The sequence below is a fragment of the Myxococcus sp. CA039A genome (genome assembly GCF_013336645.1).
GTDB classification, from domain to species: Bacteria; Myxococcota; Myxococcia; order Myxococcales; family Myxococcaceae; genus Myxococcus; species Myxococcus llanfairpwllgwyngyllgogerychwyrndrobwllllantysiliogogogochensis.
Genome location: NZ_JABUMQ010000292.1, coordinates 1 through 14620 on the forward strand (window position 1 = coordinate 1; position 14620 = coordinate 14620).

Genomic DNA, 14620 nt, shown 5'->3' on the forward strand with positions numbered 1-14620 from the left:
ACCATGCCCCGAACCTCCCCGGCCCAGCTCGACTGGACACAAGGTTCGCAGGAGCCTGTCCGCTTGCAAGCCGGACTGATGATTCCAGGACACACGCATCGTCCGAACGGAGGCAGCAAGCAGTCAGGGGCAGGACTGACAGGCGGTTCCATCGTCCTGTAGCCAGGGTGCTCCCCCAGCGACCGACCAAGCGTCCCTCAAGGCGATGATGTGGGCAGGTCCGCGCACACGCGCAGGCCCATCGTCACGTCGCGCAGCGAGGGCTCCGGCAGCTCCCGGTTCGTCGCGCGCGCGGAGGTGGCCGCGAAGGCGAAGCTCCCACCCCGAGCCACCGCGCGCCCCGGCTCCAGCCACGAGCGCGTCCACTCCCAGACATTGCCAGCCATGTCGTCCACACCGAAGGGGCTGCGCGACGCGGGATGACTGCCCACCTCGTCCGGGCCGAAGCCTCCGGGCTGCTTGCCGTATGTGGCGTCGATGTTGGCGTCGTCTGGGCCCAGCCTGTCGCCGTGCGGGAACTCGCGTCCATCCACGCCCCGCGCGGCGCGCTCCCACTCCAGCTCCGAGCACAGCCGCGCGCCAGGAACGCGGGCACTGAACGACAGCCAGGACACGTACGTCTCCGCGTCCGCGAAGGAGATGCCGCTCACCGGGAAGCGCAGCCAGTCCTGCTCGCCCCGCCGCGCGCGATTCGCGTAGCGCACCGGCTCTCCCGCACGCGCTTCGTACGGCACATTTCCCGGCTGGAAGCGCAGTCGCCAGACGTCGTCCACCCGGTCGAGCGAGAGGTGCCCCGCATACCCGCCCGTGCCCACGTGGGGCAGGCGCGAGGCGCGCAGCTCGGGTGACATCGACTCCAGGAAGGCGAGCCAGTCGGCGTACGTCACCTCGTGGCGGGCGATGAGGAAGCCCGGCACCTGCACCGCGTGCTGTGGCACCGCGTTGAAGAACTCACGGACGCTGGCATCGGCGGCGCTGCCAAAGCGCACCTCACCCGGTGGCACGAAGACGTAGCCCGCGGGAATCGAGCCCGCGCGCGGCAGCCGCAGCTCCAGCCGCCGAGCCTCTCCGCGTCGCAACAACAAGGGCTGCGTCACCGGCTCGTGGTGTGACGCGCGCAGCGTGAGCTGGTACGGCCCGGGTGGGACGGAGACGTCCATCCAGGGCTCCGACTCCAACGGCAGCGCAGGCCCTGGCTGCTCGTTGCCGAGCGCATCCCGCGTCACGGGACGCAGCTCCACCTCCACGTCGCGCGCGGCGACATCCAGGGTGAGGCGCGCGGGCGCGGTCCACCGCTTCCAGCGCTCGCCTTGTGTGTCATAGAGCCGCAGGCGTTGCAGGAGCGTGGGCAGCGCCGCGGACTCGCCGTCCTGCTCGGCCCACAGCGCGCGCTCGAACAGAAAGTCCGCGAGCGCGTCGCGCACGTCCGGCCGCTCCGGCGCCAGGGCCAGGGCCCGCTCCAGCCGTCCCGAGACACCATCGAAGCGATGCCGCAACTGCGCGGCGCGGGCGACGCTCTTGCTCCACAGCCGGTCCGCGTCGAGCTTCTGGCCACTGCCGTAGAGACGGAAGGCCTCGGCGCGCTCGGAGTGGAGCAGGTCCTTGGTCTCCACCACCGTCTCCAGGGAGTGCCGGGCCTCGTCCAGTTCCGCGCGCACCTGACGCTCCAGGCTCCAGCGCTCGCGCAGCTTCAGCCCGCCGTACACCAGGCCCAGTGACAGGATGAAGCCCGCGGCCAGTGCATGGCGGACGCCGCGGCTGCGCACGAGGGTGCGGCGCGAGGCGCGCAGGAAGTCCTGCTCGCGGCGCGTCAACTCGCCCGAGTCGAGCACCGCCGCCTCGGCGAGCTGGCGAGGCCCCCACAGCAGCTCGCGCGAGTGGTTGTGTTTCTCCCAGTGCGCCGCGGCGGTCTCCAGCAGGGCCTGGACCTCGCGACGCTCGGCGGCCTCCGCGAGCCAGCGGGCCAGCGAGTTCCAACCGGAGAGCAGGGCCTCGTGGGCCAGTTCGTAGGAAGTCCCCTCTGGTGCCTCGCGCGCCACCAGCAGTCGGGCCCGGACGAGCGCCTCCAGCGCCGCGCGGTAGCGCACGTCTTCTCCCGCGAGCTCCCGGTCCGTCTTGCGCGCCCGGGTTCCGTCGGCGGTGACCAGGCGCAGCAGCACGCCCCGCGCCGCCACGCGCTGGTCCGGCAGCAATCGTTCCACCGCCGCGTCCGCGTGCTTCGCCAGCGCGCCCGCGACGCCGCCCAGCGAGTCCAGCGCGGCCTGGGCAATCACCTGGGCCTTCGCGTCGCGGGCCTCCCACAGCTCCGCGAGCGCGAACTGGAGCAGCGGGAGCCCACCCTCGGCCGCGGCCGTGACGAGCGAGTCCACCAGCGCCTCCGACTCGAAGCGCACGCCCTTCACGCGCGCGGGGCCGGTGACGGCGTCCCGTGTTTCCTCGGACGTGAGGGCGCGCAGCAGGTACAGCGCGCGAGGGACTTCCGCGCCCAGGCCCGGCACGGACGTGAGCCGGGTGAGGAAGTCGCTGCGACTGGAGGCCAGCAGGCGCACGCCACTGGCGCCCTCCGCGAGCCCGCCCAGGGCCTGTCCCGCCAGCGCCGCCTCCAGGGGCTCGGCCAGGGTCGCCAGTTCCTCGAGCTGGTCCACGTAGACGAGCAGTCCCTCGCGGGCGCCCAGGCGCGCCCGGAGTCTGCGAACCAGACACGAGGGCTCGGAGCGGAGTGCCTCGGCCAGGGGCTCCTCGTCCACGGCCAGGAGGGGCGCGAGCGCCGCGGCCAGCGCGGCGACGGGCTTGCGGCCCGGCACCAGTCGGACGGAGTGCCAGCGCCGTCCATCCTCGAGTCCGCCCTCGGCCACGGAGGGGAGGATGCCGGCCAGACACAGGGAGGACTTGCCCACGCCGGAGTCGCCGGTGATGAGCAGGAAGGACTCGGCGCGCAGCCGCTCCAGCACGGCGCGGCACTCGCGGCGGCGGCCGAAGAAGAGGGCGCGATGCTCGGCCTCGAAGGCGCGCAGGCCCCGGTAGGGATTGCCCTCGGGCACGTGGGTGGGGGCGTCCTCGCGCGACAGGGCCTCGAGGGCCTCCAGGAGCAACGCGGCGGAGGCGAAGCGTTCGGAGGGCTCGCGGCGCAGGCAGCGGTCGATGACCCCGGCGAAGGCGACGTCGACGTGGGGGGCGACGTCCGCCAGGGGGAGCGCGTCCTGGGTGCGGACCACATGCGGGAGTTCGCGCCAGACGACGTCCCGGAAGGGGCCACGGCCCACGCAGAGTTCGTAGAGGACGACGCCGAGCGAGTACACGTCACTGCGGGCCGTCAGGTCCTCGCCCGCCCAGGCCTCGGGAGACATGTAGTAGGGCGTGCCGACCAGCGCGCCCTGGGGGAGCGAGGGCAGGAAGACGCCGTCCAGGGAGCGCGCGGAGAAGTGCGGGTTGGCCTCCGGGTCCAGGTCCGCCGGCAGCTCTGGAGGCGCGGGGTTTCGCGGAGGCGGGGCGTCATCGGCTCCGGCGGCGCTGTCCAGGAGCTTGGCGAGCCCGAAGTCGAGCAGCTTCACGGCGCCGCTCTCGGTGAGCACGGCGTTGCCGGGTTTGATATCGCGGTGGAGGACACCCCGACGGTGGGCGGCGCTCAGGCCCCGGGCCAAATCACGGCCGATGGTGAGCACACGCTCCCAGCGCAGGGGTTTCACGAGCCGATCCAGGCTCACGCCCCGGATGAACTCCGAGATGAGGTAGGGCTGCTCGTCGAGCTGTCCCACCCGGTAGAGGGTGACGACGTTGGGGTGCTGGATGCGCGCGGCGGCGCGGGCCTCGACGAGGAAGCGGGCCAGGGCATTGGAGCCGAGCGCGGGGATGAACTTCACCGCCACCGGGCGTTCGAGGAGCGTGTCCTGGGCCAGGTACACACGGCCTGTCCGCCCACGACCGATGGGCCGCACGATTCGGTACTCGTCGAACTCCTGGGGCGGAGCCCACGCGTCCGGCTGCGGCGAGGCGGCAGGGATTCCCACCATGAGGGCGTATGCATCCCAGGTTGGAACGGCAACCCTGGCCCGGCTCGTTGCGACGCCGGCACGGCGGGGGGCTCAGGGAAGTGTCGGGTGGTGGGCACTCACCCTTCGCGAAGGACTCAGCCCTCCTGCCCTTCCCGCTTACGAGCCTTGCTCGGCTTGAGCATGTTTCGGATCTTGTTTTCCAGGTCCTGAGGCAGGCACGGCTTGGCGACGAACTCGTCGGCACCCGCTTCGCGTGCGTGTTCCGCGTTGCCGGCGAGGACGTGGCCGGTCAGGGCCATCACCGGGATGTCGCGCGTGCGCAGGTCCTGCTTGATGCGCCGGGTGGCCTCCCAGCCGTCCATGACGGGCAGGGACAGGTCCATGAGGATGATGTCCGGCTCGCTCGACTGGGCCTTCTCCACCGCCTCCATGCCATCCCGGGCGGTATCCACCTCGAAGCCGACGAACTCCAGGTACTCCGCATACATCTCGCGGGCGTCGTCGAAGTCGTCGACGACCAGGACCCGCTTGCGTCCCCCGCCTGACGCATCCGACGTCGCGGTGGAGACCCTGTCTTCAGAAGTGGGGGTGGCCGTGTGCTTCATGGAACAGGCGCCTCACGTGTGGGGAAACAGCGGTGGACAATCTATGCACGCATCCACCATCGCGCCCACCCCACTACGACTCGAGCCCCCCCTGCCCACCGTTCAATGGAGAACGGTGGGGACCGCGAGGACGAAGGTGGACGCGTCACCGCCGCACAAGCACATCGGGCTGCTCACTCGTTGGAGATGTACACCCGGATGGGCTGCACATTCGGAGCAGTGGTTTCGGCCCGAACCATGAGAACTCGACCCGAAGGCGTGACGGCGAACAAGGCACGCCTGCTCCGGGCTCCATCAGGAAGGGGCCGGAGCAGTCCTCCCCAATCCTCCCAAGCACCGTCACGCAAGCGGCGAACATAATATGTCTCCGTCTGCTCCGAGACTTCCGCTTCTCCCAGCATGGCCACTGGGTTTCCGGCCGGGTCCAAGGCCAATCCCAAGGCGGCAACCTGCGTCGCTCCCGCGAAGCGGCCCGCCATCGGTGTCCCTAGCTGAACCCAATCCATTTCATCCCAGGCGCGAAGCCGGACCCCATCCCCAGAAGCCACGAGATTGAGGGGACGCTCCAAGACATCCAACCCCCATGCACCCCCGGGGTTCTGGGAAGCCAGGGGAATGGCATGCCAGCCTCCCTCCTGCCAGCGTCGCATGTGTCCCCGTTGATTATCGACGCCTGCCCATTCGGACCACGTCACGAGAGGGCCCTGCGCACCACGAAACTCCATGCGCGACCCTATCATCGACGCTGTCGGGACCACCTTGAGCGCCGCTCCCAACTGAGCCCAGTGGTCACTCTCCCATCTCCAGACCAGGAGCTGAGACCCCTCATAACGCCCCGATGCAAAGCCCAGATGCCACTGCCCCGCTGCATTCCTGCCCAGGGAGACACCCCAGGGACTGAGCGGGCTTGGAATGGCCGCTCCCATTGCTTCCCAACCTGCTCCGTTCCAACGATGCACATAGACCACGGAGCCCAGGTCCTCGCTCCAGGCCACGACGGGCTCATCGTTGGCATCCAATGCGAGGGCAACGCTTGAAGGGCTCTGCGCGGGAGAGGCTGTGCGCAACCCGGCTCCCAACAACTCCCAGGTCTCTCCGGTCCACCGGCGCACGTACACCCCGTTTCGTTGCTCATCAAGCCAGGCCACGACCGGTCGTCCAGCAGAGTCCAACCGGAGCGCCTCGTAGAAAGATGACGTGTTTGTCCTCGACTCCGTGAACAAGAAGTCTCCCAGAGGCAGGAAGCCAGGCAGGGACCAGCTCCACTCCTCCCCGGCCGGCACCGGGTTGCCCGCAACATCCGTTACCGAGTTACCGAACGTCACCTTCACGAGCACATCCAGCGGAGGACGCGAAAGTGGACTCACGGTCACCGTCGTCCCATCGGCGGAGAGGGACACGTCCGCGGCGATGACGTCCGCACCGCCGAACATCCGAATGGAGTTCGAATGGACCGTCGTCGGGTCCAGCGGCTCCGAGAAGACAGCCTGAACCACCTGACCGACGAGAACAAAGGGAGCCCCCGTCGAGGGAGTGCGAGAAACCCATGACGGTGGAGACCGGTCCACGGTGAGCGGATGCGGCGCGCTGAGAAACACCTTGGAGCCCAGGGTCGCACGTGCGTGAAGCTCGTATTGGCCCTCCGCGAGGACCTGGGTCTCCCACTGCATTCTGTATGGCGGGAGAAGCGTCGCGACGCGCTCCCCGTCGACCAGCAACTCCACCAGGTCTGGAACGGGTCCATTCACCTCGACCCGCACATCGAGAGCGCCGTTCGTGGCCGTCCTCGGCGTGACGAGCCCCACCTCCAAGGATGGGGCACCCGCGTCGGGCGTCGCAGCATCTGCTGGCTCGACATGCCCCGCGTCCGTGTCTTCGGTGACCTGCTGAATTTCGGGAACGTCGATGCAGGCTCCCGCCATGAGCCCCAGGCAAATCAAACAGACGCGGAGAAGGAATGGATGCATGAGATGAAGCCGTGGCAATCCCTGTTCCAGCGTGAGTCGGGCGTCGAAAGCCCACTCTTCGCGGGAAGCAGGTGCGCGCTTCGGAGGGGCGCCAGGAATGAGTATCCCGGAACATGGACTTGAGTCCACGCGCCAGGATTCGGAGCCAGAAACACCAACGCCTCCGTGAGCAGGCTCACGGAGGCGCGGTCATGCTTCAACGAAGCAATGTCGACGGGCTCAAGCCCAGCCGGGTGCTACGGCGTAGGAGGCGTGGGAGCCGCCTGAATCGCAATGCCAGTGACCGCCAGGTCCGTGGTGATCGGCTGACCCCAGATGCTCTCGTAGGTCTGGTTGACGCCGCGCCCACCCAGCTTCGAGAACGCGACCTGGAACGGCACGTTGTTCGGAATGAGCGAAACCAGGGGCGTCGCGGTGACCGTCGTGTAGATGAACGAGTAACGGGTGCTGTAGCCCGAAGCGCTGATGGCGAAGACAGGCCGCTCGGGCTGCACCGAGCGAGTCACGTAAGGAGACGTGGGCTCGTCGATATTCAGCACGAAACCCTGGCCGCTGAAGTTGTTGACCTCGCCAAACGAGGCCCCGCCGACGGTGCCGTTGTTGTCGATGTCGAAGTTGAAGAAGACCTGCACCTTCGCGGCGTCGCTCAGGAAGAACGGCGTGAAGACGGGGGAGCTGAAGTTGATGTAGATGCGCTCACCATCGTTGAGCTGCTGCGAGGTGGGGGACGTCAACGACGTCTCCTGGTAGCGCGCCTCCGCGATGGTCACCGGCGACACGGAGCCGACCTCACCACCGAAGAAGTAGCCCACGCGAGAGTACAGCTCACCGGTCTCCACGGAGACAGCGCGCAGGTCGATGTTGTACTCCTTGCCCGCCTGCACCACCCCGTTGCCCGGGGTGATGGTGGCGCTGTAGCCGCCATTGCCCAGGGCCACCGTGACGGGCAGCGCCTCCTTGGCGTACTCGTCCGTCAAACGCGCCAGCAGGGAGCTCTGCTGCACGGGCTGGTTGAAGTACAGGTAGATGGGCTCGCCCGGCCGCACCATGTTGCGCAGCGGATGCGGATCCGCGGCACCCCGCAGCATCGCCACGTTGCTGCCTTCGACATTCAGGGAGCCCAGGGACGTATCCCGCGAGTTGGGCAGGTTGATGAGGCGCGTGGTGCCAGAGGCCACCACGTTAGAGGCCGGGTACGTGCCCACGTAGCCATTGGTCTCCGGCACGCCGTCGCTGTTGGAGTCCACCGCGGACACCCACAGCCGGTACTGGCCCTGGCTCAGACGCGCCAGTTCCTGCGCGGTCGGGATGCCCTGGAACGTCAGCACGCCCTGGTCGTCGGACGTCGCCTCGACGACCACCGTGCTCACCACGCGCGTGGTGTTGTCGGTGTTCGACAGGATGATGGTGCCCGCGGGCGAGGCCTCGAGCGTCGCGCGTACGTTCGCCGCGGGACGGCCCTGCGGCGTCACCAGCAGGAAGCGCAGCGAGCCGTCCAGCCGCGTCAGCGTCACGGGACCAAAGCTCACGTTGGCGTTGTTGATGGGCACGTTGCCGGCCGACGAGGGAATCGTCGAGCTCGCGCGCAGGGTGGCATAGCCCGTCTTGGTGAAGGTCAGCAGCACCTGGGAGCCAGCCGGGACGTCCTTGAACTCGAAGTTGCCCTTCGCGTCGGTCGTCGCCGAGAGCGGATCCGCCGAGCTGCCGATGGTGACTTCCACCGTGGCCTCGGACAACGCCTTGAGGTCCGTGCTCAACACCTGGCCCGACACCGTCCCCTTCGGCGTCGCGGGCGTCACCACCGTCACGCTGTCCGGCTCACGAATGCCGTCGGCGATGCCATCCCCGTTCTCATCCTTGAAATCATCACCGCACCCCAGCGCCAAGAACGGCACCACGGCCATGACCAGATGCTTCTTCATCATCCCCACCTTGAAAAGATTTGCTTGAGCTCTCACGCCCCCAAGAGCGTGGGGCGGACACTCTCCGACCCGGCCCCTCCACGTCAAGCAGGCGACAGTCGCACTCACACCCCTCCCACAACCGATACACCGCACCCCTAGGGATCACATCACACCCCTCCCATTCTCTTACTTTTCAGCGGGTCCCATGCGACCCGCCCTGGTGCGATGCGCCTCCGCACGCGGCTTCCCCGGCGAAAACCGACTGCTACGGTGGCTCCATGGTGGATGTGAATGAACCGTGTCTCGGCTGTGCCATTGCTCGCGGCGAGCACCGTCCCGTGGGCGGCATCCTGGCCCGAGCCCCGGGGTTGGTGCTGCATGGCGTCGCGGGCCCCAGTCCCGTTCCTGGCTGGGTCGTCATCTCCAGCGAGCACCATGCACGTGCCTGGTACGAGCTGGATGACGCCACGGCTCGCGAGCTGGGCGCGTTCGCCGCGCGGGTGATGCGCGCCCAACGCGCGGTCCTCGGCGCCGAGCACGCATATGCGTTCGCCATCGGCGACGTGCTGCGCCACTGCCACCTGCACCTGGTGCCTCGCTTCCGGGACACGCCTCAGCGCCTGTGGGGCCGCGCGGTGTTCGACGCCGCCCCGGCGGATCATCTCCCGGCCGAAACACTGGAGGCCGCCGCCCGCTCGCTCGCCGCCTCACTGACGGACTGAGGCCCCTCTCAGGGCCCCATGGTAGACAGCGACCTCCCTCCTCTGGAGAGAGGTACCGCCGTGTCGTCCGAGTCCCGCAACCGCGTCCTCGAGAAGATGCTCGAGCGGCTGTACGCCGCGCTCGCGTCCGGACCGAGCATCAACTGTCGCCCCCACCACAGTCGGCAGCGCCTGGACCTGTCCGTGCTGAGCCGGCTCGACGGCACCCCACCCCACGCGGTGCTGGCCGCCCTGCTCGGGGACAAGGCCTCGGCCCGACTCGCGGTGAAGCCTCCGGACACGCTCCGGGCATCCCCTGTCACGGCACGCACGGGACCCAAGTCCTCCGTGAGCGAGAAGCGCGCGCGCCCGAGCCCCGAGGCTCCGGACGACCTCGCGGCGACTCGAGCCACGGCGGAGGTCGACATGGACCTGAACGAGGCGCCACCTCTTCGGACCGAAGTCCTCTCCACGTCTCGCACCGGGACCTCACTGGATGACCTCGCGACCTCCGGCGACACCACGGACCTCACGACCGATTCGGGCTCCGAGGACGAGAGCCCCACGAAGACTCGCGCGGAAGAGGAACAACAGGCCCTGCTGCGCAAGCTCGCCGCCATCGTCGAGGATGCCCGCATCTTCGAGCAGGACACCGGAGCGCATGTCCTCCACGTCGGATTCCCGCTGCTGCACCTGCCCCCGAGCGCCAAGGACAAGCGAGGCTTCGGCACCCGGCGCATCCTGGCGCCCATCGCCTTCGTCCCCGTGCGCATCACCCTGAAAAAGGGACGCGCGCCCTCCGTCGAGCTGGCGGGGGCCGAAGAAGGCGTGGACCGCGTCGCACCCAACACCGCGCTCCTCGCCTGGCTCGAACAGCAGACAGGTCAGCGCTTCGGCGAGCTCTTCGCCGATGACGATGGCATTGAGCCGTGGCGCGAGGTCAACGAGCTGGTCGCCCTCGTCTCCAAGGCCCTGGAGCTGCCAGCCCCCGCGACCTTCACTCCCGACACGCTCCTGACCGCCGTGCCTCGCACGGACGAGGACGGCGGCCCGCAAGCCTCCATCCTCCCCTGCGCCGTGCTCGGCCTGTACCCGTTGTCCAACCAGAGCCTCGTGGACGACATGCGCGCCCTCGTGGACGGTGAGCCCGTCTCCGGACCGCTGGAGAGCTTCCTGCGCGTGGATGTGTCACTCGGGCAGTCAGCTCACGCGGGCGGCGGAGAGCGGAACCTGGAGGGCCTCAAGCTCGCCGCCGAGGAGCGACTCGTCACCATCGCGGACCCCTGTCAGGCCCGCGCGGTGCGACTGGCGCGCAGCCGCCAGGGGCTCGTCATCCACGGACCTCCTGGCACCGGGAAGTCGCAGACCATCGCCAACGCCATCGGTGACCATCTGGCCCGGGGTGAGCGGGTGCTGTTCGTCTGTGACAAGCGCACCGCGCTCGACGTCGTGAAGCACCGTCTGGACCACCTGGGGCTGGGGAACCTGTGCGCCGTCGTGCATGACGCGCAGAGGGACCAGCGAGACCTCTACATGGGGATCCGCGAGCAGCTCGACACCCTGCCCGAAGCACGGACAGATGCCGCCGTGACGAAGGAGCTGTCGCGCGTGGACGATGAGCTCCAGACCCTCCACGACGAACTCACCACCGCCGAGCGCGCCCTCTCCGAGCGCCCCGCGGGCGGCACCGCGCCCTCCTTCCACGAGTTGGTGGGCCAGTGGCTCTCCCTCGAGACTCCCGCTGAGTTCACTCCCTCCACGGCCTCCCTCACCTCCGCCCGGCTCGCGGACGTGACTCCGCGCGAGCGAGAGACCCGCGAAGTCCTCGAGCGCGCACTCAAGGAAGGCTACCCGGACAACCCCTGGCGCGAAGCCCTGGGCGTGGACCTGGCCACGTATCTCGCCACGCCGCTGGCCACCTACCGTGAACGGCTGAGCACCACCGTCAACGCGGCCCGCGACGCCGACGCCCTCGCCTCCCCGCACATCCCGTCATTTGGAGCGGAGCCCGAAGCCGAGGGCATCGCGCGCGCCACCTTCGCCGAGCAACTCGCCCCGCTGCTGGAGGCCACGAGCCCAGAGGTCCTCTCATACTGGAGCGCGGCTTCCGCGGACTCGGTGCGGACCGCGAAGACCCAGCTCGACGGACTGGCGCCCCAGGTCAAGGTGCTCGCCGAGGGGCCTCTCGACACGGAGCTCGCGCTGATTCATCGCGAGCAGCCTCAGTCCCTGGGCGTGCTGTCCATGGCGCTCGCCACGCTGGGCGCGTACCTGGGCATCGCTAGCAAGTGGTACGCCTTCTTCTGCTTTGCGCGGAAGGCAGGAGCTCGCAAGGTGCTCCAGCAGTTTGGCCTCACCTTGGGTGCCGACACCGCTGAGCGCGTCAGTCGATTCCTCACGGGCGCCCGCGCCCGCGCGCTGCTGAGCGAGTTCCACCGCTCCACCCTCGCGCTGGGCGCTGCTACCGCGAGCGGCTCTCACTCCACCAGGGCGCAGGGCTCCACTGCCGCGAGCTTCCCTCCTCCTTCCATTGCTCCGAGTTCCTCCGCCGTGGGCCTCGCCCACTCCAGCGTGGAGCCGGGCTCCGCCGCCGTGGGCATCTCCCGCTCCATCTCCGCGAGCCTTCCCGATGAGCTGCTATCTCGGGACCTGCGCACGCACAGCGCCCTCTTCGATGTACTGGGCACGCTGGACAGCACACCCCTGCTCGCCTCGTGCCGCGACGCCGTGCGCCGGGCCCTGGCAGGAGATGCCGCCGCGCGCGAAGCGCTGCTCACGGGCCTCCGTCAGTCCCCGGCACGAGGCGCGGCGGTGGTGAAGCTGGAGAAGCGACTCGCCGAGACCGGACTCCTCCGCGCCCCGTGGCTCTCCACCCGCTCGCGCGAGCTGCGCGCCGGTGCCCAACTGTCCCCCATCGCCTCCGCGTTTCAGTCCCGTCTGTCCACCGTGGAGGGAATGCTGCGCATGCGCTCGCTGCTGTCCGGCATGCCGCCCACGCTGGAGCCCGCCGTGGAATCCCTGGCGCGCCAGGGCGTGGACGCGGACTCCGGCTGGACGGCCGTGCTCAAGGCCACGCTCGCGGCGGAAGTCTCCTCACGCCTGCGCGATGACCCCGCCCTCCAGCATGTCGACGCCGAGCGCACCCAGGCCACCCAGGCACGCTACCGCGTCCTCGAGGAGAAGAAGCGCGGTCTGGTTCGCGACGCCATCCTCCACCGATGGACGCAGCGCCAGCGGGAGCGTCTGCTCGCGACCACGGGAGGAAGACTCAACGGCCAGGGCGCGGAACTGCGCCGTCGGCTGATGCTCCGAGGCGAGCGCGCCATGCGCGTGCGTCAGGTCATCGCCACCGGCCTGACACTCGAAGGAGGAGACCCGCTCTTCGACGCCCGCCCCGTGTGGATGGCCAGCCCGCAGACGGTGGCGCAAATCTTCCCGCGCCAACCCATCTTCGACGTCGTCATCTTCGACGAGTCCTCCCAGTGCCGACTCGAGGAAGCCCTGCCCGTCCTCACCCGTGCAAAGCGCGTCGTCATCGCCGGAGACCCGAAGCAGCTTCCTCCCACGCGCTTCTTCGAGTCCGCCGTGGTGCAGAGCCAGGACACCGAGGCCGAAACGGAGCAGGGCCTCTTCGAGGACCAGCAGTCCGAGGTGGAAGACCTGCTCTCCGCCGCCCTCAACCTGGACATCGACCAGTGCTACCTCGACGTCCACTACCGCTCGCAGAACGCGGACCTCATCGCCTTCAGCAACGAGCACTTCTACGACAAGCGCCTCCAGGCCATCCCCGCGCATCCCTCGCACCGCGCACCCCACGCGCCCCTGCGACTGCTGCCCGTGGGTGGCACCTACGAGAAGCGGGTGAACCACACCGAGGCCCGCGCCGTGGGCCAGCTCGTGAAGGAACTGCTCGCACGCGCTGAACCTCCCTCCATCGGCATCGCCTGCTTCAACCTCTCACAGCGCGACGCCATCACCGACGTCCTCGACGAGCTGGCGGCCGAGGACGCCACCTTCGCGGCCCGGCTCGCCACCGCGCGCACCCGCCGAGGCGCCGGCTCCTTCGAGGGCCTCTTCGTCAAGAACCTCGAAAACGTCCAGGGCGACGAGCGAGACCACCTCATCATCAGCACCACCTACGGACCGGACCGACAGGGCCGCTTCTACCGACGCTTCGGCCCGCTCGGCAGCGCGGGCGGAGGACGGCGCCTCAACGTGCTCGTCACCCGCGCCCGCCAGCAAGTGCACCTGGTCACCTCGATTCCACGCGACGCCTACACAGCCCTGCCGCCGGTGGAGGCTGGACGTCAGCCCAACGGAGGCTGGCTGCTCTTCGCCTATCTCCAGTTCGCGGAAGCCATCGCCCACGCCCACGCGGAGGACTCTCGCGAAGACGCACTGCCCACGTCCGAGCCCTCCGCCCCACGAGAACTCGTCGTGCGCGAGCGGGAGACCGAGGCGGGCTCCACCTTCGCCCGCGCATTGGCATCACACCTCGCGCGACGTCACCTCATCTCCTCCGACGTGAACTGGGGCAACGACGGCTTCTGCGTGGACGTGGCCCTGCATCACCCCACCGTCCCAGGCGACGTCACCGTGGGCCTGCTCTGCGACGGCACGCGCTACCCCAAGGCCGCCGACCGTGTGGAGTGGGACCTCTTCCGCACCGCCGTGCTGGAGGGCCAGGGTTGGAAGCTCGTCCGACTCTGGACGCCCCACTTCTTCAGGGACCCCGAGGGCGCCACCACCCAGGTGCTCCAGACGGTGGGCGACCTCCTCATGCGCCAGCACCCAGCGGCACAGGCCGTGGACACCTCCAGCAAGCGCGTCATGCACTGAGCCTCAGGGCGTCTTCGGCGTCGACTCCGGCAGCCACAAGATGCCCAGCTCCAGCTCCACCGCCTCGAAGGGCTCGGCACGCACGCGCTCATCCCCTCCGTACGTGCCCAGCTCCACCCAGCGACGGCCCTCCAGGCGAAACACCTCCAGCGTCCGCTCCTTCGGGTCCACCAGCCAGACATGGCGCACGCCTTCTCGGGCGTAGATGCGCTTCTTCTTCACCCTGTCCAACGACGCCGTGGACGGAGAGAGCACCTCGCAGACCCAATCCGGCGCCAGGGTGAAGTACGGCGCGTTCGGCATCTCCGGCATCCGCTCCCGACGCCAGCCCGCCAGGTCCGGCACCAACACGTCCTGGCCGAAGTGAAGCTCTGGCTCATCCAGGAAGAGCCAGCCCCCAGGACCTCCCCGGCCCCGCTCGAAGGGTCCGTAGAGTTCGCCACCCAAGCGAGAATTCGCCCTCGCATGCGGGCTCGCCGGCCGGGGCATGGCGATGAGCTCCCCGTCGATTATCTGCCCGACCATGTTCTCCGGCAGTGCGAGCAGGTCCTCGTACGTCGCCGGCCGCTTCGGTCCCTCACCCATTCCCTCGCTCCTCTCCCTTCTGACTTC

The 14620-nt window shown here is 69.1% G+C and carries 7 protein-coding genes; 2 read left to right on the top strand and 5 right to left on the bottom strand.

What is annotated here, in order from left to right:
- Nucleotides 1-197 precede the first annotated feature (197 nt).
- From HR086_RS35955 to HR086_RS35970, 4 genes are all read right to left on the bottom strand, one after another.
- On the bottom strand, nucleotides 198-4007 hold the full coding sequence (locus tag HR086_RS35955) for an SUMF1/EgtB/PvdO family nonheme iron enzyme (protein ID WP_373564399.1): 3810 nt from the start codon (nucleotides 4005-4007) through the stop codon (nucleotides 198-200).
- Between the two features lie 119 nt (nucleotides 4008-4126).
- Nucleotides 4127-4597, bottom strand: coding sequence for a response regulator (locus HR086_RS35960; protein ID WP_141646727.1), 471 nt, complete (start codon nucleotides 4595-4597; stop codon nucleotides 4127-4129).
- 173 nt (nucleotides 4598-4770) lie between these two features.
- Complete coding sequence (locus HR086_RS35965; protein WP_174467881.1) at nucleotides 4771-6519, bottom strand: Ig-like domain-containing protein; 1749 nt, start codon at nucleotides 6517-6519, stop codon at nucleotides 4771-4773.
- A 281-nt stretch (nucleotides 6520-6800) separates the two neighbouring features.
- Nucleotides 6801-8489, bottom strand: a complete 1689-nt coding sequence (locus tag HR086_RS35970) for a carboxypeptidase-like regulatory domain-containing protein (protein WP_174456947.1) — start codon at nucleotides 8487-8489, stop codon at nucleotides 6801-6803.
- A 257-nt stretch (nucleotides 8490-8746) separates the two neighbouring features.
- Between HR086_RS35970 and HR086_RS35975 the strand changes: the two genes are divergently transcribed.
- Both HR086_RS35975 and HR086_RS35980 read left to right on the top strand, forming a co-directional pair.
- Complete coding sequence (locus HR086_RS35975) at nucleotides 8747-9190, top strand: HIT family protein (protein WP_174456948.1); 444 nt, start codon at nucleotides 8747-8749, stop codon at nucleotides 9188-9190.
- Nucleotides 9191-9250: 60 nt separating this feature from the next.
- Nucleotides 9251-14008, top strand: coding sequence for an AAA domain-containing protein (locus tag HR086_RS35980; RefSeq protein WP_174467882.1), 4758 nt, complete (start codon nucleotides 9251-9253; stop codon nucleotides 14006-14008).
- A gap of 3 nt (nucleotides 14009-14011) precedes the next feature.
- Here the strand turns inward: HR086_RS35980 and HR086_RS35985 are convergent, their stop codons facing one another.
- Nucleotides 14012-14593 carry a Uma2 family endonuclease gene (locus HR086_RS35985; RefSeq protein ID WP_174467883.1) on the bottom strand — a complete coding sequence of 194 codons (582 nt, stop codon included), beginning with the start codon at nucleotides 14591-14593 and terminating at the stop codon, nucleotides 14012-14014.
- Nucleotides 14594-14620: the final 27 nt, after the last annotated feature.

Coding starts and splice junctions, on each gene's coding strand:
- HR086_RS35960 (WP_141646727.1), bottom strand. CDS start 4,597: ATGAAGCACACGGCCACCCCCACTTCTGAAGACAGGGTCTCCACCGCG.
- HR086_RS35985 (WP_174467883.1), bottom strand. CDS start 14,593: ATGGGTGAGGGACCGAAGCGGCCGGCGACGTACGAGGACCTGCTCGCA.
- HR086_RS35970 (WP_174456947.1), bottom strand. CDS start 8,489: ATGATGAAGAAGCATCTGGTCATGGCCGTGGTGCCGTTCTTGGCGCTG.
- HR086_RS35965 (WP_174467881.1), bottom strand. CDS start 6,519: ATGGCGGGAGCCTGCATCGACGTTCCCGAAATTCAGCAGGTCACCGAA.
- HR086_RS35975 (WP_174456948.1), top strand. CDS start 8,747: ATGGTGGATGTGAATGAACCGTGTCTCGGCTGTGCCATTGCTCGCGGC.